A 24,435-nucleotide genomic window follows, 5' to 3' on the forward strand; every position below is an offset into this window, starting at 1 on the left:
TTTCCCCCGAAGACCTTGCGCAAAGAGGTTGCTTCAAGCCGCCGGGTGTGGGATAAGCCGGACTGGCCGTCGGACACGATGGGCGGGCGTGGTGGAACTGGTAGACACGCTGGATTTAGGTTCCAGTGGCCCTGGCCATGGGGGTTCAAATCCCTCCGCCCGCACCAAGGCGCCCGTAAGGAGCGCGTGTTCCGGCCCCTTCCCGTTCCCCGTTCGTCCCGGCCCAGCCCCGCCGCCCCGGTGCGGCCGGGGTCATTTCCCTTTACCTACGCAAGGGCTTGAGAGAACCGCCGATGCAGGTCACCGAAACCGTCAACGAGTCCCTGAAGCGGGAATACAAGATTGTCCTCCCGGCCGCTGACATTGCCGAGCGCGTGAGCGCGAGGCTTGAGGAGCTGCAAGGCCAGGTTCGCCTGCCCGGCTTCCGTCCGGGCAAGGTTCCCGCGTCGATGTTGCGCAAGCGGTTTGGCAAGAGCGCCCTGGGGGAGGTGCTGGAGGCGGCCGTCCAGGACAGCTTCCGCCGTCTGATCGACGAGAAGGGTCTGCGCCCCGCCCTCCAGCCGCAGATTGATTTTCCCTCGGACGTCGAGGAAGGCCAGGATGTGGCCTTTACCTTGGCGGTTGAGGTCCTGCCCGAGATCGCTGACCCCGATTTCGCCGCTCTGACCCTGGAGCGCGAAAGCGTGGCGGTCGAGGACAAGGCGCTGGACGAGGCCGTGGAAGAACTGCGCGGCCGCATGAAGACCTTCGAGGCGACCGCCGAGGGGCATGCCGCCGAGATGGGCGACAGCGTGCTGATCGATTTCGTCGGCCGTCTGGATGGCGAAGCCTTTGAGGGCGGCTCCAGCGAGGACTTCCGGCTGGAACTGGGCTCGGCCACCTTCATTCCGGGCTTCGAGGAGCAACTGGTCGGCGTGAGCGCCGGCGAGACCCGCACCGTCACCGTGCCCTTCCCCGAGGATTATCCGGTGGACCATCTGAAGGGGCGCGAGGCCGCTTTCGAGGTCAAGGTCCATGCCATCGAGCGGCCGGTCCTGCCCGAGGTCGATGAGGCCCTGGCCAAGAAACTGGGCCTGGAGACCGTCGAGCAAGTGCGCGACGAGATCCGCAAGAACATCCAAAACGACTATGATGAGGCCTGCCAGGCCCGTCTGAAGCGTCGTTTGCTCGATGTCCTGGCCGAGCAGAGCACCTTTGAGGTGCCCGAGGGGCTGCTGGAAGCCGAGTTCAAGTCGATCTGGGATCAGGTGAGCCACGCCCTGGAGCACGGCCATCTGGACGAGGAGGACAAGGGCAAGTCGGAAGAGCAGCTGCGCACCGACTACCGGGCGATTGCCCTGCGCCGTCTGCGTCTGGGCCTGCTGCTGGCGGAAGTGGGCCAGCGCCACAAGGTGACCGTGGCGCCCGAGGACCTGAACAAGGCCCTGATGCGCGAAATGCGGCGTTTCCCGGGGCAGGAAGCGGCGGTGATCAACTACTACCGCCAGAGCAAGGAAGCCATGGAGCGTCTGCGCGCGCCGGTGTTCGAGGACAAGGTGTGTGCCTTTATCCTGGAGCAGGCGAGCGTGACCGAAAAGGCAATCAGCGCCGAAGAGTTGAAGGCCGCGCTGGAAAACGACCGCGACGCGGCCTGACGTCGAGATCCCCCCGGGGCGTCGTCCCGGGGGACTCCGGTTGGGGAGGCGATGACACGGGCGCGCCCCTGGACAGGGGGTGTCTCCCCATCCTATGTAGGGAAGGCGACTCCCCCACCGGATATCATCAGCAGCGAGACCTAAACATGCGTGACCGCGATCCCCTTGAAGTATTCAATAATACCCTTGTCCCCATGGTGGTGGAGCAGACCAACCGGGGGGAACGCGCTTATGATATTTATTCGCGTTTGCTCAAGGAGCGGATTATTTTTCTGACCGGGCAAGTGCACGATGGTGTGTCGAGCCTGATCTGTGCCCAGCTTTTGTTTTTGGAATCGGAAAATCCCAGCAAGGATATTGCTTTTTATATTAACTCCCCCGGGGGGGTCGTGACCAGTGGCATGGCCATCTATGATACCATGCACTACATTCGCTGCCCGGTTTCGACGGTGTGCATCGGGCAGGCGGCCTCGATGGGCTCGCTGTTGCTGTGCGCCGGGGCTCCCGGCAAGCGGTATGCCACGCCCAATGCCCGGATCATGATCCATCAGCCGTCGGGCGGGTTCCAGGGGCAGGCCGCCGACATCGAAATCCAGGCCCGGGAGATTCTGGCCCTGCGCGAGCGCCTCAATCGGGTTTATGTGCGCCACACCGGCCAGACCCTGGAGACCATCGAGCGCGCCATGGATCGCGACAACTACATGACCGCCGAAGAAGCCACAGCCTTCGGCTTGATCGACGAGGTCATCGAAAGCCGGCCCAAGGGCGCCGAAGACGAGGCCCCCCCGACCGAGACCAAGGGATAAGGATCCCCGGCCCCGGGAGGAGACCTTTTCTCTCCTCCCGGGGAGATCGTTTTGGTCCGGGATATCGTTTTGGATTGTGCCGGCCTTCCCAGAACGGCTAACATACCCGATGGCGTTCCGGGTGTGCTCGGCTGCCCGCTCTCATTTCCTCTGCAGGGATGATCCGGGACCGGGCGGGGGCGGGACGTTTACGACGGGGCCTTGTCTTTTCCGGATGGCGACAATAAATCCGGGCAGGGTGGGCAGCGGAAGACGATAGGGAGACTTTCCGACATGTCGAAGTCGTCAGGCGGTGACTCAAAAAACACCCTCTACTGCTCTTTCTGCGGGAAGAGCCAGCATGAGGTTCGCAAGCTCATCGCCGGTCCGACGGTGTTCATTTGCGACGAATGCGTCGAACTGTGCATGGACATCATTCGCGAGGAGCACAAGACCAGCTTGGTCAAATCCCGCGATGGCGTTCCCTCGCCCAGGGAGATCATGCAGGTCTTGGATGACTACGTGATCGGGCAGCACCACGCCAAGAAAGTTTTGGCGGTGGCGGTACACAATCATTACAAGCGCCTCTCCCATGTCGGACGGAATTCGGATGTCGAGCTGGCCAAGTCCAACATTTTGCTGATCGGCCCCACGGGCTGCGGCAAGACTTTGTTGGCGCAGACGCTGGCGCGCATCTTGGACGTTCCCTTCACCATGGCCGACGCCACCACCTTGACCGAGGCGGGGTATGTTGGCGAGGATGTGGAAAACATTATCCTGAAGTTGCTTCAGGCGTCGGACTACAATGTGGAGCGAGCCCAGCGCGGCATTGTTTACATTGACGAAATCGACAAGATCTCGCGCAAGTCAGACAATCCGTCTATCACCCGCGACGTGTCGGGCGAGGGCGTGCAGCAGGCGCTGTTGAAGATCATGGAAGGCACCGTGGCCTCGGTGCCGCCGCAGGGCGGGCGCAAGCATCCGCAGCAGGAATTCCTCCAGGTCGATACCACTAACATCTTGTTCATCTGCGGCGGCGCCTTCGCCGGGTTGGAGAAGATCATTTCGGCACGGGGCAAGGGGTCGTCCATCGGCTTCGGGGCCGATGTGCGCGACCCGGAGACCCGGCGGACCGGCGAAATCCTGCGCAATGTCGAGCCCGAGGACCTGCTGAAGTACGGCCTTATTCCTGAATTTGTCGGGCGTCTGCCCGTCTTGGCCACGCTGGATGACCTGGACGAGGATGCTCTGGTCGATATCCTGACCTCTCCCAAGAATGCTCTGGTCAAGCAATACCAGAAGTTGTTCGAGATGGAGAGCACCCACTTGTCCTTCAAGGACGAGGCCCTGCGCGGGATCGCCAAGAAGGCCATCGCCCGCAAGACAGGCGCGCGCGGCCTGCGGTCGATTATGGAAGGCATCTTGCTCGACACCATGTTCGACCTGCCCGGCTTGTCCGGGGTGGACGAGGTGGTGGTGAACAAGGAAGTGGTGGACGGACGGTCCAAGCCCCTGTTCATCTACGGCGACCAGCGCGCTTCGGTGGACGGCACCAGCGGCTAAGGGACGGGGGCGGACGAGGACGGGCGCTCCTCGGGCGGTCCCGCCCCCTCCCTCTACGAATCATTGTGCCCCGGCGGACCCCATGGCGGGACACCGGGCACCGCGTGTGAAAGGAACACCTGGTGAGCACCGGTTCCGCGACTGCTTATCCCATGCTGCCGCTGCGGGACATCGTTGTCTTCCCGCACATGATTGTCCCGCTGTTCGTTGGGCGGGAAAAATCCGTGCGCGCCCTGGAAGAGGTGATGCGCGAGGACAAGCAAATCTTGCTTGTGGCGCAAAAGAGCGCCACCAACGACGATCCCGCCCCCGACGATATCCACACTGTGGGGACGGTGAGTACGGTTCTCCAACTGCTGCGCTTGCCCGATGGGACCGTCAAGGTCCTGGTCGAGGGCGTGCAGCGGGCCCGGATCAGCCGCTACCTTGACCGCAGTGAGTTTTTCGAGGTCGAGGCCGAGGCCATGACCGATACGGGCACCGAAGATGAGGAACTGGAAGCTCTTTCCCGTTCGGTGATTACCCAGTTTGAGCAGTATATCAAGCTCAACAAGAAAATTCCCCCCGAGGTGCTGGTCTCGGTCAACCAGATTGAGGACCCGGCCAAGCTGGCCGATACCGTGTCGTCCCATCTGGTGCTCAAGATTTCCGACAAGCAGGATCTTTTGGAGCTTTCCTCCATCGCCGAGCGGCTGGAGCGGGTGTATGCCTTCATGGAGTCCGAGATCGGGCTCTTGCAGGTGGAGAAGAAGATCCGCAGCCGCGTCAAGCGGCAGATGGAAAAGACCCAGCGGGAATATTATCTCAACGAGCAGCTCAAGGCCATCCAGAAGGAACTGGGCGAGACCGAGGACGGTCGCGATGAGCTTTCCGAGCTGGAAGAGCGCATTACTCAGGTCAAGCTGACCAAGGAGGCGCGCGAGAAGGCCCTGGGCGAACTCAAGAAGCTGCGCAACATGAGCCCCATGTCGGCCGAGGCCACCGTGGTGCGCAATTATCTTGACTGGATGCTCAGTCTGCCCTGGGGCAAGCGGACCCGGACCAAGAAAGACCTGAAGGCCGCCCAGGCGATCTTGGATACCGATCACTATGGCCTGGAAAAGGTCAAGGATCGTATTTTGGAATATCTGGCGGTGCAGTTGCGCACCACCCGCAATAAGGGCCCCATCTTGTGTCTGGTCGGGCCGCCGGGTGTGGGCAAGACCTCGCTGGGCAAGTCGATCGCCCGGGCGACGGGGCGAAACTTCGTGCGGGTGTCCTTGGGCGGTGTGCGCGACGAATCCGAAATTCGCGGTCATCGCCGGACCTATATTGGGTCCATGCCGGGCAAGATCATCCAGGGGATGCGCAAGTCCAAGTCGTCGAACCCCTTCTTTTTGCTCGACGAGATCGACAAGTTGGGGGCCGACTGGCGGGGTGATCCTTCGTCGGCGCTGCTGGAAGTGCTGGACCCCGAGCAGAACAATTCGTTCAACGATCACTACCTCGAAGTGGACTACGACCTTTCCGATGTCATGTTCATGACAACGGCAAATTCCATGCGCATGCCGCAGCCGCTGCTTGACCGCATGGAGATCATCCGCCTGTCCGGTTACACCGAGGATGAAAAGGTCGAGATCGCGCGGCGCCACCTGATCCGCAAGCAGATTGAGGCGGCGGGCCTGCGCCGGGGCGAGTGGTCCATTTCCGACGATGCCCTGCGCGACCTCATTCGCTACTACACCCGCGAGGCGGGTGTGCGCGGTCTGGAGCGGGAACTGGCCAATCTGACCCGCAAGGCGACGAAGGAAATTCTCCTGCGCAAGGGGGCCCGCTCGGCCATCAAGGTGACGCGCGCCAATCTGGAAAAGTATGCCGGTGTGCGCAAGTACCGCTATGGCGAAGCCGAGCGCGAGGATTTGGTGGGCGTGACCACCGGTTTGGCCTGGACCGAGGTGGGCGGCGAATTGCTGTCGATCGAGGCGGTGATCATGCCCGGCAAGGGGCAGGTGACGCTGACCGGCCAGTTGGGTGACGTGATGAAGGAATCGGTGCAGGCGGCGCGCTCCTTTGTGCGCTCGCGGGCCCTGACCTACGGCATCAAGCCCACGCTGTTTGAAAAGCGGGACATCCACGTTCACGTTCCCGAGGGGGCGACGCCCAAGGATGGCCCCTCGGCCGGCGTGGCCATGTGTACGTCTATTGTGTCATCGATGACGGGCATCGCCGTGCGCCGCGATATCGCCATGACCGGCGAGATCACCTTGCGCGGCCGGGTCCTGCCCATTGGCGGGCTCAAGGAAAAGCTTCTCGCGGCCCTGCGCGGCGGCATCACCACGGTGCTGATTCCCAAGGACAACGAGAAGGATCTGGCCGAGATTCCCGACAACGTGAAGCGGGGGCTGACCATCATTCCGGTGAGCCATGCCGACGAGGTGCTGGAGCGTGCCCTGGTGGGCCGTCTGGTGCCCATCGACTGGACCGAGCCTGACGACGGTCCGGCCCCGGTGGCGGCACGGGAAGAAACGCCGGCAACGGAAGAGCTGCGGCCCCACTAAATGGGAGAACGATGCGGCGCTGGGGCCATTGGGGCCATTCGTTGAAAAAGAGGGGTCTGGGGAGGCGAGCCTCCCCAGTCTTTCTTTTTTTGGCTTTTTGCCCTAGGCAGGGCCGTTGACGCGGGTGAAGAGGGGACCGTACAGTCTCCGCCCCCCTGACGTCGGCGTCCGCGGTGTGGACGGGCCGTGAGGGGCCTCATGGAGTAAAGGGGGTTGTCCTGTGAACAAGAATGATCTCATCGCCGCCGTGGCGGAACGCGCGGAGCTGTCGAAGGCCGAGGCGGCGCGCGCCGTGGACGGCGTGTTCGACGCCATCACAGCCGCGCTGAAGGCGGATGACGAGGTGCGACTGGTTGGCTTTGGCACCTTTGCGGTGTCGCGGCGCGCGGCATCCGAGGGGCGCAATCCGCGCACGGGGGAGGTGATTGCCATTCCGGCCTCCAATCAGCCGAAGTTCAAGCCCGGCAAGGTCCTGAAGGACGCCGTCAACGGGGGCGAGGCCGCTCCAGACGCTGACGAAGCCTGAAGGCTTGACGGACGGGGGGCGGATCGGGAATAGATCTGGCCCCGAGGGGAAGGCGCGTGGGGCCGGGGGGCTGGCGCGCTTCCCTGACGATCAGGGCGGTTAGCTCAGCTGGAAGAGCGTCTGGTTTACACCCAGAAGGTCGGCGGTTCGAACCCGTCACCGCCCACCACTCGGCCCGGCGTGGGGGCACGCGGGAGCCCCCGAACAAGGCCCCGTTTCATGGACGTTCTTTGTCGTCGTGAGTGCCTCAGCGGACGTCCGAATCCGGCGCCCCGGCGCGATTACGTGGTGCTTTTGCAGGTCCGCGCGACCATGGTGCAATCGGCGCTGACCCAGCCCCTGGTCCGTCTGGCCTATATTCCCGACCGCCTTCTTCTGGACCCGGCCGCGTTTGAGCGCTATGTCCGAGGCTTGGGCCGCTGGATGTGGCCGGGGCCGGAGGATCTGGCGGTGGCGGTGATCGACGATGTGGGCAACGAAATCGTGCCCCGGTGGGTGCGGGTGTCGCTCGACAGTGGAGCCTTGGGAAGCCTCATCGTTGAGGAGCGCCAGCCTTTGTGGCGCGGTACTGTGCCCGATGGGGCGTGGTAGGGGGGCTCATGGCCACGCCGATCGCTGATCCCAAGGGCTATTACCGCGTGCTGGGGGTGACACCCGGGGCGAGCGCGGCCGTCATCAAGCGGGCCTATCGCCGCAAGGCCATGCTGCTGCACCCGGATCGCAATCCCAGCCCCAATGCGGTGGCCGAGTTCCAACTCTTGCACGACGCTTATCAGACCTTGCTCGATCCGGGCGGGCGCGAGGCGTATCACCGAGGCGCCGCTCGGTCTCAGGCGCCGCGGCCAACGGCCCAGGCCGAAAGCCTGCCGGCTTTTCATAGTTGCCGGGTGTGCGGCACGGTGACGGCTCAACCGCGCTATCTGATTTTGGAGAAGGTGACGGCGCGGGGCGGGCGGCGGGTCCAGCACGAGTCGATCTCGGGGGTGTTTTGCCGGCGTTGTGCTGATCGCACCGCCTTGTTTGCGGCGCTGCACTGCTGGGTGCGGGGCTGGTGGGCCGTGCCGTCCGGGCCGTTTCATACGCTGATTGCCTTGTGGATCAACCTGAAAGGCGGAATGCGCCCGGCGCGGGAGAATGCCTTGCTTTTGCTGGAGCAAGCCCGGGCTTTTCTGGCGCGGGGCCAGCGCGAGATTGCCCACGAACTGGCAGCCCATGCCCGCCGTCTGGCGCCGACCGAGCGCGAGCGCACCGCGGCCGACCGCCTGATGAATGCCTTGGCCGGGGATGCGCCGACCCAGCGCCTTGTCGATGTGTGGCGGCGCCCCGGAGTGGGGTTTTGGCTGCAACTGGTTTTGCCGCTGTGTTTCTTTTTGCTGCTGTCGCTGGTGGGCTGGCCGTGGCTGCGGGACCTGATGCCCGGAGCAACGCCGGGAACGCTTCGTCCGCGCCCTGCCGTGTCGGGGGTGATCCTGGTCGATCCGGCCACCGTGGCTCCGTCCGGGCGAGTGTATGCCGTGGCGGTCCCGACCACGGTGGTTCGCACCGGGCCTGGGGAAGCGTTTGAAACGGTGGCCGTCTTGCAGCGCAACACCTTTGTGATGTTTGTCGATACGGCCGGTGCCTGGGCCCGGGTGGTGACCGCCCAGGGCGTGCTGGGCTATGTCTGGCTCGACGACATGCGCGCCGTGCCCGGCGTCCCCGAGCCAGCACAGCCCTGACGAGGGGTCTGGGGAGGCAAGCCTCCCCAGCCTTGGTTTGATCAATCAGCCCGCAACCACGGCCCCGGCCGGGTGGACAACGCGCGTCCCAACCCCAGCATCCCCCCCCCGATGGTCAAGCCCACGCCAACTCCCACCAACCCGACCACCACAAGCGGCTCAATCACCGCCGGAATCTCCAGCCCGAAGCGCAAAATCGCCCACGCGGCCAGGACTCCAACCCCGGCGGCAATGATCCCGGCGGTCAAGCCCATGAGGCCATACTCCAGGAGATAGACCCGCAGCAGATCGCCCCGGGTCGCCCCCAGCACCTTGAGGGTCACGGCCTCGCGCACCCGGCGTTGGTGGGTGGCGGCAAAGGCCCCGATCAAGACGAGAACGCCGGTGAGCAGGCAGACACCGGCGGTGACGCGCAGCGCCAGCCCGGCGTTGTCGAGAATCCCCCCGACCCGAGCGACGATGGCCCGGACATCCAAGATCGACACATTGGGCAAGCCCTCGCCTACCGCGTCCTCCAGGGCCTTCAGGCGGTGAGGGGGGGCGTGCACCGTGGCGATCCATGTGCGCGGCGCTCCGGCGAAGGCCCCGGGCGAGACCACAAAGGCGAAGTTCATGCCCAGGCTGGCCCAGTCCACGCGTCGGGTCGCGGCCAAGGTGCCGGTGATGTCGCGCCCCAGGATATTGACGGTGATCTGGTCGCCGAGCTTGAGACCCATGCCCTGGGCTAGATCGGTGGTGATGGAGAACAGGGGCGGGCCCTGGTAATCGGCCGGCCACCACGTGCCCTCGACCAGGGTGGAGCCGGTTGGCAGGGTGGGGGCGGTGGTGAACCCGCGATCGCCGCGCACCGCCCAGCGGGCCCCGGGGGCGATGGTTTGCTCGTTGACCGACTGGCCGTTGAGGGCTTGCAGGCGCCCGCGCACCATGTCGGCCAACTGGACTTCGGCCTCGGGAGCCGCCTCGGCGACCAGGGCGCGGAAGGGGGCGACCTGATCGGGCTGGAGGTCGATGAAGAAGAACGCCGGGGCCCGGGCCGGTAAACCCTCGGCCAGATGGTGGTCAAGGGAGCGCTGCACCAGCCCGACCGCGACCAGCACCGCCAGACCCAGGCCCAGGGACAAGACCACGGTCGCGGTGGGCGCGCCGGGGCGATGGAGGTTGGTCACCGCAAGGCGCACGGTGGCCCGGCCCACGGGCAGGGGGCAGCGTCGGGCCAGGGCGCTCACCCCCCAAGCGGCCCCGCGAAACAGCCAAAACGCGACGCCAACGCCGACGACAAACCACAAGGCCAAGCGGGAATCGGGCGACGACAGGACGATCAGGGCGACCAGGGCGGCCCCGATCCCGCCGACCTCAAGGCGGTCGCGCCAGGAGAGCGGCGGCCTCTCGTCGTCGTCGCTGTCGCGAAACAGGCGGGCCGGACTGACGGCGCTGGCCCGGGCGAGGGGGATCAGGCTGAACACCAGGGCGACCAGCAGGCCAAAAGCCCCAGCCAGCAGCAAGGGCCGGGGATAGAGCCCCAGGCGGGCCGGCACCGGCAAGGTGTCGAGGGCCCCGACCAGGGCGACCGGCACCAGGGCGCCGACCACGAGGCCCCCCGCCACCCCCAGCCCGGCCAGCAGGAGGATCTGGAGCAGGAACACCCGGCGAACCAACCCGACCGGAGCGCCCAGGCTCTTGAGGGTGGCTAGGGTCGGCAGGCGGGTGTCGAGATGGGCCTTGACGGCGTTTGCCACGCCAATGCCGCCGACCAGCAAGGTGGTCAGCCCGACCAGCACCAAGAACAGCACCAGCCGGTCGAGGAAGGACTGGACGCCCACCCCGGCCTCGTCGGTGCCGCGCACCCGCCAGCCAGCCTCGGGATGGGCCGCCGCTAGAGCCGCCTTGGCCTCGGCCTCGCTGGTGGCGGCGGGCAGGCGAATCAACGTGGTGTACTCGATCAGACTGCCCGGGCGCACCAGTCCAGTGTCGGGCAAGACGGCGGCGTCCACCATCAGGCGCGGCCCGACCTGGAAGGCGCTGCTCAGGTCGTCGGGCTCGGCGGTGAGCAGGGCGCGCAGTTCGACCTCCCGTTCGCCCAGGCGCAGCCGCTCGCCCACCGTGAGGCCCAGGCGCTCGGCCAGGGCCGGAGCGGCCACGGCGCCCGGCACGCCGTCGCGCACCGCCAGCCCCCGCACGCCATCCTCGGTGACCACCGCATCAAGCGGGTGATCATGGACGCCGCGCGGCAAAGCTTCAACCCGTTGCCCGGCAAAGGCAACGCCCAGAAAAAAAGGGACGCCCCCTCTCCCCCTCCGCCAGCGCGGCCAAGGTGCGGTCGTAATAGCCGCCGCCCTGCCCCAGCCGCCCGCCCCGATCATCAAATCCGAGCAGCGGCACGAGGACCCAGGCCGGGTGCCCCAGGGCTCCGCCCGCCGGCGCCCAAATGCCATGGGCCCCGCGTTCCAGAGGATCGCCGGGCGCCCAGGCGCGAAACGACAGGGGATGATCGGGCTGCTCCACCACCGGCAGGGCCAAACGGCAGCCCCGCGCCCGCAAGCCCCCCATCAGAGGCCGGGGATCAAGCTCGCTGCCTTGCGGCCAGTAGCCCGCGACGATAGCGCCCTCTGGTGGCCGAATCCCGGCACCCAAAACATGGGTACACACCGCCAGGGCGGCGGCCCGCCCGTGAGCAGCGGCCAGCCCACGCCGACGCGTGCGCAACTCCCGACGCAGCGCCTGTTTGGCCGCGTCCAGGCCTTGATCTGCCAAAAGGGTGGTGGAGGTCATGTGTCCTTCCCGACGCCCACGGGCCGGGAGAGGGTGCGGGGCCATGCCGACCGTTGGTTCTGCGAATCCCTATGGGCCGCGAGCACGATGTGGGTGCCATGTGACCGGACCACGGTCCGGTCAGGGACAGCTCCCTTCAGAATGATATCGCCCCCGGGAGTGTGCTGCCTGACGCATCGGACAGCGCCCGCACCAAAGACATTAGGAGGTTTCGAGGGCCTCCGCAATCCCTTCGACACGGCGGGCCAAGCCCTCAATGACCTGGGCGACGCGCTCCTCGGCCTGCTCGCGGGCGCTGGGCCCGTCGCCGCCGGCCGCCCCCAGGGCGGTACGCAGTTCGTGCAACTCGCCCGACACGTCGGACAGCTCATCGGCGATCAGCAGCGCCACCATGACCAACATCAGGCTTTCGCTGATATGGCCGATGGAGCCGACCAACTGACGGCAACGATGATCCAGGTATTGCCCCAGACGCTCCAGGTGCTCTTCCTGGCCTTCCTCGCAGGCGATGCGGTAGATTTTACCGTTTATGGACAGGGGCAACGTGGGCATGGCCCGGGCCTTCGCGTCAGGGGGTTAGGTTTCCAAAACGGCGCGCACCCGCCCGATGGCGGAATCGAGCCGGGTCGAGACCGCCTGGGAGACGGTGCGCAAATTTTCGTAATCGGCCTTCAGGTCCTCGATCTCGCGGCGCAAGGCTTCCTCGGCGGCGGAGTGCTCGGGATCCAGGGGCGCGCGCTCCAAGGCGGCCAGCTCCAGCCGGTCGATGGCCCTCGACAGGCTGTCAACGGCCTGCTCAATCCGGGCAAGCTTATAAATCGCGATATCCTTCAAGTCTCTTTCCCTAGACCCTGGCCATCGTCCCCAAAGGCGATCCCCCCTCCCCGCGCGGGTGGGCAGACCCCCCACAGGTCATAAAACCCCTTGGGGCGCGACTATGCCTCCGAAAGTGTCTCCGGGTCAACGGGCCTTCCCGAGATCTGGGGGGCAAGGGAAGGCGGAGCAGTCGGGCCTCCCCAGAGCTCTGCGTTCCTTTTGACCCCGACAGCACGGCGCGAGTCGAAACGTCGGCGGCTGTTGCGATGGGGCCGAAGCATGCTATAGCTCTGCGTCTGGCGTGCCCCGTCTGGGGGGACGCGATATTCTGCTTTCTTGGGCCGGATTCTCATGACCGAACGCCCTGTTTATGTACTCAATGGTCCTAACTTGAACCTGCTGGGCTTGCGCCAGCCGGAGATTTATGGGGCCACCACGCTGGAGGATCTGCGCGCTTTGTGTCTTGAGACCGGCGCGCGCCTTGGCCTGGGCATCGACTTTCGCCAGACCAACCACGAAGGCGTGCTGGTCGAGTGGATCCACGAAGCCCGGACCCAGGCCCGGGCCGTGGTCCTCAACGCCGCCGCCTACACCCACACCTCGGTGGCCCTGCTCGACGCCCTTTTGGCCTGCGAGCGGCCCGTCGTCGAGGTGCACTTGTCGAACATCCACCGCCGCGAGGCGTTTCGGCACCATTCCTATGTGTCGCAGGCGGCGCTGGGAATGATCTGCGGCTTTGGTGCCCACGGCTACGTGCTGGCGCTGGAAGCCGTGGCCGCCCTGCCGCCCGCCGCGCGCTCCTCCTGACCCCCTGACCCTCGGAGAGAACCGTTCCCATGGCGAACACCCCCATCGACAGCGAGGCAATCCGCACCCTTGCCAACCTGCTGGTCGAGACCGGCCTGACTGAAATCGAGTTCGAGACCGACGGCCTGCGCCTGCGCGTCGCCAAGTCCGCGCCCGTGGTTCAGGCCTATGCGGCCGCGCCGATGGTGGCGGGGGCTCCGGCCGCCGCGGCCGGCGCCGGGGCGGCGACGGTCGATCCCTATGACCATCCGGGCGCCGTCAAGGCCCCGATGGTGGGCGTCGTCTACCACGCCAGCGAACCGGGCGCGCCCGCCTTCGTTCAGGTCGGCGACCGGGTCAGCGAAGGCCAGACCCTGGTCCTCATCGAGGCCATGAAGACCTTCAACCCCGTGCGCGCCCCTCGCTCTGGCACCGTCAGCGCCATTTTGGTCGATGACGCAACGCCCGTCGAATACGGCGAGCCCCTGGTCATCCTTGAGTAAGGGCAAGGGACGCCGCCCCATGTTCGAGAAAATCCTCATCGCCAACCGGGGCGAGATCGCCTTGCGCATCCATCGGGCCTGTCGCGAGATGGGCATTCGGACCGTTGCCGTCCACTCGACGGCCGACTCCGAGGCGATGCACGTGCGCTTGGCCGACGAATCCGTCTGCCTCGGCCCCCCCTCGGCCCGGGACAGCTACCTCAACAAGGTGGCGCTGCTCTCGGCCGCCACCATCACCGGCGCCGACGCCATCCATCCGGGCTACGGCTTCTTGTCGGAAAATGCCGACTTCGCCGAAATGGTGGTCGAGCACGGCTTCACCTTCATCGGCCCCTCGCCCGCCCACATCCGCATGATGGGCGACAAGATCACGGCCAAGCGCGCCGCCCAACACGCCGGGCTGCCCATCGTCCCGGGCTCGGACGGCGCGGTGCAAAACGAGGCCGAGGCCTTGGCGCTGGCCAACGAGTTCGGCTACCCCATCTTGTTCAAGGCCACCGCCGGCGGCGGCGGACGCGGCATGAAGGTCGCCACCTGCCCCGAGGATCTGGTCGAAGCCTTCCGCACCGCCCGCGCCGAAGCCGGGGCCGCCTTTGGCAATTCCGAAGTCTACATGGAAAAATATCTCCAGGCGCCGCGCCACATTGAGGTGCAGGTCCTGGGCGATAGCCATGGCGGCGCCGTCCATCTGGGCGAACGCGACTGCTCCTTGCAGCGCAAACACCAGAAGGTCCTGGAAGAAGCCCGCTCCCCCGCCCTCAACGAGGAGCAGCGCGAGACCATCGGCGAAACCGCGCGCCGCGCCGTCGAGCGCCTGGGCTACACCAACGCCGGCACCATGGAGTTCCTCTACGAGAACGGGCAGTTCTATTTCATCGAAATGAACACCCGCCTCCAGGTGGAACACCCGGTCACCGAGATGATCACCGGCATTGACTTGGTGCGCGAACAGATCCGCATCGCCGCGGGCGCCCCGCTGGGGTACACCCAAAAGGACATCCGCTTCCAGGGCCACGCCATCGAGTGCCGCGTGAACGCCGAGGACCCGGAGACCTTTGCGCCCTCCCCGGGCCGCGTCACCGACTTCCACCAGCCGGGCGGCATGGGGGTGCGCGTGGACTCCGGCCTGTACCAGGGCGTTATGGTGCCGCCGCACTACGACAGCATGGTTGCCAAGCTGATCGTCCACGGCGCCTCGCGCAACGAGTGCCTGATGCGCCTGCGCCGCGCCCTCGACGAATTCGTCATCGAGGGCATTCACACCACCTTGCCCCTCCACCGCAAGCTCATGCGCTCGCCGACCTTCCTCGACGGCGCCTATGACATCCACTGGCTGGAGCACTTCGTGGAACAAGGCGGCTCCTGAGCGAGCCTCCCAACAAAAAAGGCGTTCCCTTCCCCGGGAACGCCTTTTCTTTTGCCGAGGTGGGCGGTCGGGCCGGGTGACGCGGGGCTGCCGCCCCGGACCCCGCCTGGAGGCTGACGCCTCCAGACCTCCGCTTTCTTTTATTAATTGGCCCTCCCTTCCCCCTCCCTTTTGAAAAGCACGCTTTTCAAAAGGGAGGGGGAAGGGAGGGCCATGCCCCCGAAGGGCGTATACGGTATTAGTCCTCGTTTCCAAGGATTATTCCGTACTCCAAGGTACGTTCCCACGTGTTACTCACCCGTGCGCCACTCATCCCGAAGGATGCGTTCGACTTGCATGTGTTAGGCCTGCCGCCAGCGTTCGTCCTGAGCCAGGATCAAACTCTCAAGTTAACCTCGAAAGCCGAGCCTTTTCTCAATCACTTATACTTGGCCATAAGAACTTCAAAGGTATCGAACGAGTCGATATTCTTTTCGTCTTACTCAAGATGAGCGGTTGAGGAAGATCTCTCTTCCGACAGCGCCGGTCCCCCGAGAGCCGCCCGCCCATCTCTTTCGATCGCGTTTTCTTTTACAATGTCAAACAGCACACCGGCGAACCGGCAATATTGACTAACCACTTAGTTTCGACTACCGTCACATCGTCCGATGCTTCGTTCGTCGTCACCAAGGCGGCGGTTTTTACTAGCACCGCCCCACCGTGTCAACCGCTTTTTTTCAGGACCGCGACACCGGCTGAAGCCAACGAAGCGACCCGGGCGGTCAACCCGGAAGGCAAGGAAACTACTCCCCGCCCCGTTCCAGCGTCAAGCCCTTTTCCCGGATCCGCTTGGCCGTTGTTCCCAAAGGGAAAAAAGCCGCTACACCACCCGAGGAGCCTGCCCCCGAACCCCCTCGGCGCCGTTGCCAGTGCGTCGGGAGGGCTGTTTATACGGGGGTGGCGCCTGGGGCGCAAGCAAAAAAGAACGACGGGGCTGCGGAGGCCGCGCCGGGACAGCGTTACCTCCCCCTCTCCTCTACTCCTTGAGCCGTTTCTCCAACGTATCACAGACGGTGCGCAACACCTTGACGCGAGCATGTCGCTTGTCCCCCGCCTCAACCAGCGTCCACGGCGCGTGCGAGGGAGAGGTCCGCTCGACCATATCGTTGACGGCCTCCTCGTAGTGATCCCACTTGTCCCGATTGCGCCAATCCTCGCTGGTCAGCTTCCACCGCTTATACGCAACGGTCTCGCGCTCCTTGAACCGGTTGAGTTGCTCCTCGCGGGTGATGTGCATCCAGAACTTGGCCAGGGCGATCCCGTGGTCGATGAGTTGCTCTTCGAAGTCGCGGATTTCGGCGTAGGCCCGCCGCCAGTCGCGAGGCTCGGCGAAGCCTTCGACACGCTCGACCAAAACCCGGCCATACCACGACCGGTCGAACACGGTAACGCGGCCGGCACGACTCATGTGCCGCCAGAACCGCCAGAGATAATGGTGGGCCTTTTCCTCATCGCTCGGCGCGGCCACGGGGATAACTTGGTAATCGCGGGCGTCCAGCGCTTGGGTAATGCGACGGATCGCTCCTCCCTTGCCCGCGGCATCCCACCCTTCGAAGACCACGACGGTGGAGACCCCTTTCAACCGGGCCTCACGAACCAGGGTATTGAGCCGGCCTTGCTCATGGGCCAGCGCGCGGGCGTACTCGTCCTTTTCGAGAACCAAGTCCGTGGGCAGGCGATCTAGGATGGAGGGCAAGGCGTGGCGGACCTCGGACAGCATTTGCTCCACATCCTGGCTTGGCTCGGCTGCGGAGACTTGGCCTGGGGCTTGGCCATCAACGGGGCTGGGGCGACTCAGTCCATCGGGAACGTCGGGAAGGCTGGCGGTGGCGCGCCGGCTGGCCCGTTCGGTGAGGTGGCGGCGAAGAGCGTCGCGCAAGGTGGTGAGGACGGTAAGGGAGCGGTAGCGGTGGTCCTCGCCTTCGACGATCTGCCAAGGAGCGTGCCCCACGCTGGTGCGCTGCAATAAACGCTCGGAGGCTGCGATAAAGGTGTCATAGCGACGCCAATTATCCCAGTCAGTCGGCGTGACGCGCCAGCTTTGCAGGGGATCCTTTTCCAGGGATTTAAGACGCCGGCGCTGGGGCTCCTTGCCCAGGTGCATCCAGAATTTCAAGATCAGGGTGCCGTCGTCGGACAAGGTGCGCTCAAAGGCGGCAACCCGCTCTAGCGCCTTGTCGAAGGCGGCTTCATCAAGATGGCCGAGCGCCCGATCCATGAAGGGGCGGGAATACCAACTGGAGAGGAACAGCCCCACCCGTCCGCGGGGCGGTAGGTCTCGCCAATAACGCCAGAACTCGGGGCGCTCGCGCTCTTCGTCCGAGGGGGGCCATAGGCGCGCGTCACAATCCAGCGGGGGTCCATCCAGGCATTGATCAGGTTGATGCTCTCGCTCTTCCSGGCGCCATCGACGCCGGCGAAGAGAACAATCACCGGGAAGTCGGCGGCGAGCAGGCGCTGTTGCAATTCGAGAAGCTCAAGGCGCAAGGGCTCGGCGAGCCGGTCGAACTCCTCGCGCGACACCTTGCGGCCCAATTCGGCGGTACGAAACATGCGGCCTCCTCCCCTGACTTCCATACGACGGGGCTTGCCCCCCCCAGAAAGACGCTAGACCAAACGAGAGGCCAGAACCAGGGGTGCTGGCATGATCCCAAAAACCCGAACCCCACTACGGCCTTTGTCAGAACACAAAGATATCTTCTAAAATTTGCCGACTTGGGCGCAAGGGGGGGTTGGTCTTGCCGAACCGACCTGCTACCTTCCGGGCGGCGGCACCGGGGGGCACGGACGAGGACCCCCCTGTCTGTTTTTGAGTCATGTCACTGACAAGGCCACTTACAAGGAGGATGCCTCATGGCTGTTCGTGTTGCGATCAACGGATTCGGGCGCATCGGCCGCCTCGTCTTGCGCGCCCTGATCGAATCGGGCCGCAACGACGTCGAGGTGGTGGCCATCAACGACCTGGGGTCGTCTGAAGCGAATGCCCACCTTCTCAAGTACGACTCCGTGCATGGCGTCCTGCCCGCTGAAGTGTCGGCCAACGCCGAGGGCATCGTCATTGATGGCAAGCTGATCAAGGTCCTGGCCGAGCGCGACCCCACCCGCCTGCCCTGGGGTGATCTTGGCGTCGATATCGTGATGGAATGCACGGGCATCTTCACCGACCGCGACAAGGCCAAGGTTCACCTGGAAGCCGGAGCCAAGCGGGTTCTGGTGAGCGCGCCGTCCAAGGGCGCCGACCTGACGGTGGTGTATGGCGTCAACCACAGCAAGCTGACGGCCGACCACTTGGTCGTGTCGAATGCCTCGTGCACCACGAACTGCTTGGCGCCGGTGGCCTCGGTCCTGCATGCCTCGTTTGGCATCGTCCAGGGCTTCATGACCACCATTCACTCCTACACCGGCGACCAGCGCACGGTGGATACCTTGCACAAGGACCTGCACCGCGCCCGCGCGGCGGCTCTGTCCATGATCCCGACCACCACCGGCGCGGCCAAGGCCGTGGGTCTGGTGCTGCCGGAACTGGCGGGCAAGCTGGATGGTACCTCGGTGCGCGTGCCGACCCCCAACGTGTCGGTGGTTGACCTGAAGGTTCTGGTCGAGAAGTCCACCAGCGCCGAGGCCGTGAACGCGGCGATCGCCGAGGCGGCAGCCGGGCCTCTGGCTGGGATCTTGGGTGTGAACACCTTGCCTTTGGTGTCGATCGACTTCAACCACAACAAGTTGAGCTCGATTTTTGACGCGCCGCAGACCAAGGTCATGGGCGGCACCTTCGTGCGCGTCCTGTCGTGGTACGACAACGAGTGGGGTTTCTCGAACCGCATGCTGGACACGGCGGTGGCGATCGGCGCCCACCTGTAAGACATCTCCCGCCGTCCCCCTCGGGGAGACGGCGGGGTTCTTATTCTTTTAACGGATTGTTTTTCAATCCCTTTCACTCTCCCTCCTCTCCCCCCACCCCCTAGGGAAAGCAGGCCATGCCCTCGTTCAAGCGACTCGAAGACCTGGATGTCAAAGGAAAGCGCGTGCTGGTGCGCGCCGATCTCAATGTGCCGGTGCGCGACGGCAAGGTCTCGGACACCACCCGAATCGACCGATCGGCCGAGACGGTACGCGAACTGGCCCAGCGAGGGGCCTGCGTCGTGGTCTGCTCGCACTTTGGTCGGCCCAAGGGCACCCGCGTCCCCGAGATGAGCCTGCGCCCGGTGGTCGAGCCCTTGGCCCTGGCCCTGGGGATGCCGGTCGCCTTTGCCGAGGACTGCGTTGGTCCGGCGGCCGAACTGGTGGTGAATGGCCTAGCCCCGGGACAGGTGGCGCTTTTGGAGAACCTGCGCTTCCACGCCGAGGAGGAGAAGAACGATCCGGCGTTCGCGCAGAAGCTGGCCGCTTTATGCGATCTTTATGTGAACGATGCGTTTTCCTCGGCGCACCGGGCCCATGCCTCGACCGAGTACATTGCCCGTCTCGTTCCGTGCGCCGCCGGTCGTCTGATGCAAGCCGAGTTGGAAGCCCTGGGCAAGGCCCTGGAAAGCCCGGAACGGCCGGTGGCCGCCGTGGTTGGCGGGGCCAAGGTTTCGACCAAGCTGGAGCTGCTCGGCAATCTGGTGACCCGGGTGGACCGTCTGATCATTGGCGGCGGTATGGCCAACACCTTCCTCTATGCTCAGGGAATCGCCGTGGGCGTCTCCTTGTGCGAGCGTGACATGGCCGATACCGCGCGCGCCATCTTGGACAAGGCGGCCCAGGCCGGATGCACCCTCGTGCTGCCGGTGGATGCCGTGGTGGCCCGCGAGTTCAAGGAAGGCGCGGCCAGCGAGGTGGTGAGTGTGAACGCCGTGCCAGCCGATGCCATGATCTTGGATGTGGGTCCGGCCAGCATTGAGGCGGTCAAGGCCGTTTTGGCCTCGACCCGCACCTTGGTGTGGAATGGTCCCATGGGGGCGTTCGAGATCAAGCCGTTCGACGCGGCCACCAACGCCGTGGCGCAGGCTGCCGCCGAGGCGACCCGGGCCGGGACTCTTCTCAGCGTCGCGGGCGGGGGAGACACCGTGGCGGCCTTGGCCAATGCCGGAGTCTTGGAGGACTTCACCTACGTTTCGACCGCCGGGGGAGCCTTCCTGGAGTGGCTAGAGGGCAAGACACTGCCGGGTGTCGCCGCCCTGGAAGGGTGAGCTGGTAGACAAGACGTCAGACCGGGAGAGACCCTTTTCCCGGTCTTTGTCGTCTGATCTTTGCGTTTTTTTGTTTGAAAATGAGGGTGTTGCCGTGCGTCTGGTCGGTCTGGGTTTCGCGGGGCTTTCGGCCCTTGTCATGACGGTGACCAGTGTCGAGGCGGCCGGATTGTCGGCGGCGGATTCGGCCTTGTATGCGGCAGCGTTCCGGGCCGCCGATCTCGGTCGCTGGGACGAGGCGCGCGCGCTGGCCGACAGCACCACGGACCACACCTTACGCGATGTCATTGTTTGGCGGCACATGCGGGTCGCGCCGCCCGAGGGCCCCAGCCTGGATGCCCGGCTGATCTTTCTGGAACGTCACCCCGACTGGCCCCTGACGGGCTCCATCCGACGGCTGATTGAAGACGGGCTCCTGGTCACACCGCGCTCGCCGGCCGAAACCATCTCGATCCTCACGCGCTACCCGCCGATCTCTCCCTCGGGTAAGCGGGCCCTGGCTCGGGCCTATCTGGCCCAGGGCGACGGGGCGAAAGTACCGCCGCTGATCCGCGATGTCTGGGTGAATGGCACCTTTGCCGCCACCGACGAACCTGAAATCCTCCAGGCGTTTGCCGCCTACCTGCGCCCGGAAGATCACTGGCGCCGGGCCGATCGGTTGGTGTGGGACGGCGAATATGACGCGGCACGGCGCATGATTCCCCGCTTAGACAAAGGCCAGGGCGCCCTAATCCAAGCCCGGGTGATCCTGGCCACGGGCAAGGGCAATGCAGAAAAAGCGCTGGCGGCCGTTCCGGCGACGTTGCGCACGGATCCCGGCTTGATCTTCGAGCGGGTGCGCTGGCGGCGCCAAGCGGGACTAGATGCCGAGGCGATCGAGCTGTTGTTGAGCCATCGTTCGGGGGAAGGCCACGACGAGGAGTGGTGGAACGAACGCGGCATCCTGATTCGGGACATGCTAGATCAGGGCCATATCTCCACGGCCTACAAGCTCGCCGCCGGCCACGAGCGCGACAAGGGAACGGCCTTTGCCGAGGGCGAATGGCTGGCGGGCTGGATTGCCCTGCGGTTCCTAGAGGACCCCAAGACAGCCCTCAGTCATTTCGAAAAATTGTATGAGGGCGTCACCTCGCCGATCAGCCTGTCGCGGGCGGCCTATTGGGCAGGGCGGGCGGCCGAAGCTCTGAGGCAAACAGAGCGCGCGCATGCCTGGTATCACAAAGCGACCGGCAATCCGGGAACCTTTTATGGCCAGTTGGCGGCGTCCCGGCTGAAGGTCTCGTTGAGTGAGCTGGTCCCGGCCGAAGATCCACTCCCCTCTCCCGAGGAAACGCGAGCGCTCAACAGCGATCGCATGATGCGGGTGGTCAGTCAGATGATCGAGTTGGGACGCACCGAAGAATTGTTGTCCTTCCTATTTGCCATGACGGGGAACCATCCGGGCCCGGGCGCGCGCGCGGCGATTGCCAAGCTGGCCCTGCGGGCGGGGCAAACCGAAATGGCGGTGCGCACGGCCCGCCGTGCGGCTCAAGATGCCACCTTGTTGTTGGAGGCGGGCTACCCCCTGCCCCCGAGGTTGGCCGAGGCGGTGATCCAGCAGGCCCGCACCCAAGGTCTCTTACCGGCGGCGGCGTTTGGCATCATTCGACAGGAGAGTAATTTCGATGCCGATGCCCGCTCGCGGGCTGGGGCGCTCGGCTTGATGCAGTTGTTGCCCTCCACGGCCCGGGCCATGGCCCAGCGCGAGGGGGTGATTTTTGACGATGCGTCATTGACCCGCGATCCGACCTTCAACACCCGGCTCGGGACGCGGTATCTGGCCGATCTGGTCACGCGCTTTGATGGCTCCTTGGTCCTGGCCGCGGCGGCATACAACGCTGGCCCCAGCCGTCCCTTGCAGTGGATGAACAGCAACGGCGATCCACGCCTGATGAAGACCGAGGAGATTGTGGACTGGATCGAGCGGATCCCCTTCAAGGAGACGCGGAACTACGTTCAGCGGGTTTTCGAGGGAACGGTCATGTACCGCATGCGGCTGGGGGATGTTCTTCCGGCCACTGCCCCTGAGGGAATGCTGCGCCGTTTGCCTTAAAGAGGCTGGGGAGGCAGGGCGCCCCCCCAGATCCCTCGTTCTCTTCTGTTCCTTCGGACGGGGCAAGGTCCCAGGGAAGGAGGGGCCTGCCTCCCCAGCCTTTTCTTTCCCTTTCGCCGACTGTCACGCCCTCATTCAGTCGATTGCCCTGTGAAGGGAGAGGCGTCATGTATCAAAAAATGCGTCTATGGGCCAAAATCATGGTCTCCATGGGCGTGGCCATCACGCTGGTCACGTTCACGTTAACCTTGACGGGCCTGCAAACCCTCGATGCCGTCATCCTCGAGACAGAGCACAGCGCTCTGGAGAGCAACGCGCTCGATATTTTGCAAACCATCGCCCTGGAAAAGGAGCGAGGGGAATCCCTGGCCCGGCTCGTGGCCGCTCTGCCCGATGTCCAGGAACGTTTTGCCCGCGGTGATCGCGACGGCCTCCAGGCGATGCTAGGCGAGGCCTACCGCACTCTTTCGGCCTCCTATGGGGTCGAACAGTTCCAGTTTCATTCGCCCCCTGCCACCACCTTCCTCAGATTGCACAAACCCGAGAGCTATGGCGATGATCTCTCGGGCTTCCGCCACACGGTGGTCGCCGCCAACCAGACCCTTCGTCCGGCCGGCGGCCTGGAGCAAGGGGTGTCGGGCCTTGGCATCCGGGCGGTGGTTCCGGTGATGTTTCAAGGCCGGCACGTGGGCTCGGTGGAGTTCGGCCTGTCTTTTGGCAAGGCATTCCTGGAAACCTTCAAGTCCCAGCGCAATGTCGATGCCGGCCTGTATCTGATCGACCAGGAAAAGATTACCCCTGTGGCGGCCACGGCCGAGGGCGGTTCCTTCAGCCCCCCCAGCGTGTTGCTGGCCGCTTTTGGCGGTGAGCCCCAGTTTTACCGCACCTCCTTGCAAGCAGGCCAAAAAGGAACCCAGGGGACCGAGAAAGAGACCCCGCGAGCCGTCTATGTGTTCGCCGTGCCCGATTACGCCGGACGCCCGTTTGGCGTCATTGAGCTAGCCGTGGACCGCAGCCCCTTTGTGCGAACCTTTGAGGCGGCGCGCAATACCGCCATCCTCATCGGCCTGGGAACCCTAGGCGTGGGCCTGCTGCTGTCGCTGGTGACGGCGCGGGGCCTGACGCGGCGTATTACCATGCTGATCTCCGGGGTCCATCATGTGGCCAAGGGCGATCTCAGTGTCTCGATCCCCCAAAGAGGCCAAGATGAATTGGGTGATCTGGCCCAGGCCACGGATCAGATGCGGGGCCAGCTCCATGACCTCGCCCTCAAGGTGCGCTCCCACGCGCGGGCCGTGAATGGAGCGGTAGGCGATATCACGGGGGCCGTCGAGGGGCAGGCGGCGACGTCTAGCCAAATGTCGGCGTCGGTAGCCGAGATTACCTCGACCATGGAGGAGCTGTCGGCGTCCTCGACCCAGATCGCCGAACACTCGAAAGCGGTGGTGGATATTGCCACCACGACCTACGAAAACGCCAAGAAAGGCTCGGAAGCCATGGCCCTGGTCATGGCCAAAATGAATGATATTGCTGGGGACAACCAAAACAGCCTTCACGAAATCCTGGAGCTGGGAACCAAATCCAAGGAGATCAGCAAGGTGATGGAGATCATCACGGCGGTGGCCGACCAGACCAAATTGATCGCCTTCAATGCCGCCTTGGAAGCGGCGAGCGCCGGCGACGCGGGACGTCGCTTTGGCGTGGTGGCGGCCGAGATCCGGCGCCTTGCCGATTCCGTGACCGAGTCCACCCAGGAAATCGAAAGCAAGATCAATCACATCCAAGATTCGATCAGTCGCTTGGTCATCACCTCCGAAAAAGGGGCCACCGGCATCGTTGCCGGCCGTGAGGCGACCTTGGTCACCGCCGGGCGTCTTGAGGATCTGGTGGACGCCGCGCGCCAAACCACCAGCGCCGCCCAGCAGATTTCCCTCTCCACCCAGCAACAGCGCACGGCCTCGACCCAGGTGGTTATTGCCCTGCGCGAGATCGTTTCAGCCAGCAGCCACACGGCCCAATCCCTGACCCGGGTGTCGGAGGTCAGCCACGACATGGCCCGACTGTCGGGAGAACTGGGCACCTTGGTCGAACGCTTTCAGCTTCGGGAGACGTCGGGCGACTGACGTAAGG

Annotated in this window: 19 protein-coding genes, 2 tRNA genes and 1 other RNA gene; 16 read left to right on the top strand and 6 right to left on the bottom strand. The window is 64.8% G+C overall.

What is annotated here, in order from left to right; genetic code table 11:
- The first annotated feature begins 82 nt into the window (after window positions 1-82).
- The 9 genes from RSPPHO_RS05245 (at window position 83) to RSPPHO_RS05285 (ending at window position 8,763) form a co-directional block, all read left to right on the top strand.
- A tRNA-Leu gene (locus tag RSPPHO_RS05245) sits at window positions 83-167 on the top strand.
- A gap of 126 nt (window positions 168-293) precedes the next feature.
- Complete coding sequence (tig, locus tag RSPPHO_RS05250) at window positions 294-1,634, top strand: trigger factor (RefSeq protein WP_041794393.1); 1,341 nt, start codon at window positions 294-296, stop codon at window positions 1,632-1,634.
- 146 nt (window positions 1,635-1,780) lie between these two features.
- The gene (gene clpP / locus RSPPHO_RS05255; protein ID WP_041794396.1) at window positions 1,781-2,440 is read left to right on the top strand and encodes an ATP-dependent Clp endopeptidase proteolytic subunit ClpP; all 660 of its coding nucleotides are present in this window, start codon (window positions 1,781-1,783) and stop codon (window positions 2,438-2,440) included.
- Between the two features lie 273 nt (window positions 2,441-2,713).
- The gene (clpX, locus tag RSPPHO_RS05260; RefSeq protein ID WP_041794399.1) at window positions 2,714-3,982 is read left to right on the top strand and encodes an ATP-dependent Clp protease ATP-binding subunit ClpX; all 1,269 of its coding nucleotides are present in this window, start codon (window positions 2,714-2,716) and stop codon (window positions 3,980-3,982) included.
- 152 nt (window positions 3,983-4,134) lie between these two features.
- Window positions 4,135-6,519 carry an endopeptidase La gene (lon, locus tag RSPPHO_RS05265; protein ID WP_041796648.1) on the top strand — a complete coding sequence of 795 codons (2,385 nt, stop codon included), beginning with the start codon at window positions 4,135-4,137 and terminating at the stop codon, window positions 6,517-6,519.
- 220 nt (window positions 6,520-6,739) lie between these two features.
- Window positions 6,740-7,045 (top strand): HU family DNA-binding protein, encoded by a 306-nt coding sequence (locus RSPPHO_RS05270; RefSeq protein WP_014414233.1) that lies wholly within the window; start codon window positions 6,740-6,742, stop codon window positions 7,043-7,045.
- A 93-nt stretch (window positions 7,046-7,138) separates the two neighbouring features.
- Window positions 7,139-7,214 (top strand) — tRNA-Val (locus RSPPHO_RS05275).
- Between the two features lie 50 nt (window positions 7,215-7,264).
- Window positions 7,265-7,636, top strand: a complete 372-nt coding sequence (locus tag RSPPHO_RS05280) for a tunnelling fold family protein (RefSeq protein ID WP_041794403.1) — start codon at window positions 7,265-7,267, stop codon at window positions 7,634-7,636.
- 8 nt (window positions 7,637-7,644) lie between these two features.
- Complete coding sequence (locus RSPPHO_RS05285) at window positions 7,645-8,763, top strand: DnaJ domain-containing protein (protein ID WP_051013696.1); 1,119 nt, start codon at window positions 7,645-7,647, stop codon at window positions 8,761-8,763.
- A gap of 41 nt (window positions 8,764-8,804) precedes the next feature.
- Here RSPPHO_RS05285 and RSPPHO_RS20480 read toward each other — a convergent pair whose 3' ends face one another.
- The 5 genes from RSPPHO_RS20480 to RSPPHO_RS05305 form a co-directional block, all read right to left on the bottom strand.
- Window positions 8,805-10,994 carry an ABC transporter permease gene (locus RSPPHO_RS20480; RefSeq protein ID WP_242390572.1) on the bottom strand — a complete coding sequence of 730 codons (2,190 nt, stop codon included), beginning with the start codon at window positions 10,992-10,994 and terminating at the stop codon, window positions 8,805-8,807.
- Between the two features lie 4 nt (window positions 10,995-10,998).
- The gene (locus RSPPHO_RS05295; protein ID WP_014414237.1) at window positions 10,999-11,532 is read right to left on the bottom strand and encodes a 5-formyltetrahydrofolate cyclo-ligase; all 534 of its coding nucleotides are present in this window, start codon (window positions 11,530-11,532) and stop codon (window positions 10,999-11,001) included.
- A gap of 34 nt (window positions 11,533-11,566) precedes the next feature.
- A non-coding RNA gene (gene ssrS / locus RSPPHO_RS21895) (6S RNA) lies at window positions 11,567-11,722 on the bottom strand.
- 11 nt (window positions 11,723-11,733) lie between these two features.
- Window positions 11,734-12,084 (bottom strand): cell division protein ZapA, encoded by a 351-nt coding sequence (locus tag RSPPHO_RS05300; protein ID WP_014414238.1) that lies wholly within the window; start codon window positions 12,082-12,084, stop codon window positions 11,734-11,736.
- A gap of 24 nt (window positions 12,085-12,108) precedes the next feature.
- Entirely contained in the window at window positions 12,109-12,366 is a 258-nt protein-coding gene (locus RSPPHO_RS05305; RefSeq protein ID WP_041794406.1) for a hypothetical protein, read from the bottom strand.
- A 333-nt stretch (window positions 12,367-12,699) separates the two neighbouring features.
- On the opposite strand from RSPPHO_RS05305, the gene aroQ reads away from it, so the two are divergent.
- The 3 genes from aroQ to accC are packed head-to-tail and all read left to right on the top strand — an operon-like array spanning window position 12,700 to window position 15,003.
- On the top strand, window positions 12,700-13,155 hold the full coding sequence (gene aroQ / locus RSPPHO_RS05310; RefSeq protein ID WP_041794409.1) for a type II 3-dehydroquinate dehydratase: 456 nt from the start codon (window positions 12,700-12,702) through the stop codon (window positions 13,153-13,155).
- Window positions 13,156-13,184: 29 nt separating this feature from the next.
- Window positions 13,185-13,637, top strand: a complete 453-nt coding sequence (locus tag RSPPHO_RS05315) for an acetyl-CoA carboxylase biotin carboxyl carrier protein (protein WP_014414241.1) — start codon at window positions 13,185-13,187, stop codon at window positions 13,635-13,637.
- A gap of 19 nt (window positions 13,638-13,656) precedes the next feature.
- Window positions 13,657-15,003 carry an acetyl-CoA carboxylase biotin carboxylase subunit gene (accC, locus tag RSPPHO_RS05320; RefSeq protein WP_041794411.1) on the top strand — a complete coding sequence of 449 codons (1,347 nt, stop codon included), beginning with the start codon at window positions 13,657-13,659 and terminating at the stop codon, window positions 15,001-15,003.
- Between the two features lie 1,015 nt (window positions 15,004-16,018).
- Here accC and RSPPHO_RS20430 read toward each other — a convergent pair.
- A complete protein-coding gene (locus RSPPHO_RS20430) occupies window positions 16,019-17,509 on the bottom strand; it encodes a polyphosphate kinase (protein WP_339325409.1) in 1,491 nt (496 codons plus the stop codon).
- Window positions 17,510-17,895: 386 nt separating this feature from the next.
- Between RSPPHO_RS20430 and gap the strand changes: the two genes are divergently transcribed.
- The 4 genes from gap to RSPPHO_RS05345 all read left to right on the top strand — a co-directional run bounded on the left by gap (window position 17,896) and on the right by RSPPHO_RS05345 (window position 24,428).
- Window positions 17,896-18,903 (top strand): type I glyceraldehyde-3-phosphate dehydrogenase, encoded by a 1,008-nt coding sequence (gap, locus tag RSPPHO_RS05330; protein WP_014414245.1) that lies wholly within the window; start codon window positions 17,896-17,898, stop codon window positions 18,901-18,903.
- Between the two features lie 116 nt (window positions 18,904-19,019).
- Window positions 19,020-20,213 (top strand): phosphoglycerate kinase, encoded by a 1,194-nt coding sequence (locus RSPPHO_RS05335; protein ID WP_014414246.1) that lies wholly within the window; start codon window positions 19,020-19,022, stop codon window positions 20,211-20,213.
- 94 nt (window positions 20,214-20,307) lie between these two features.
- Window positions 20,308-22,305: a lytic transglycosylase domain-containing protein gene (locus RSPPHO_RS05340; protein WP_041796655.1), complete on the top strand. Its 1,998-nt coding sequence runs from the start codon at window positions 20,308-20,310 to the stop codon at window positions 22,303-22,305.
- A gap of 167 nt (window positions 22,306-22,472) precedes the next feature.
- Window positions 22,473-24,428: a methyl-accepting chemotaxis protein gene (locus RSPPHO_RS05345; protein WP_041794414.1), complete on the top strand. Its 1,956-nt coding sequence runs from the start codon at window positions 22,473-22,475 to the stop codon at window positions 24,426-24,428.
- Window positions 24,429-24,435 lie beyond the last annotated feature (7 nt).

It is taken from the genome of Pararhodospirillum photometricum DSM 122 (assembly GCF_000284415.1).
GTDB lineage: Bacteria > Pseudomonadota > Alphaproteobacteria > Rhodospirillales > Rhodospirillaceae > Pararhodospirillum > Pararhodospirillum photometricum.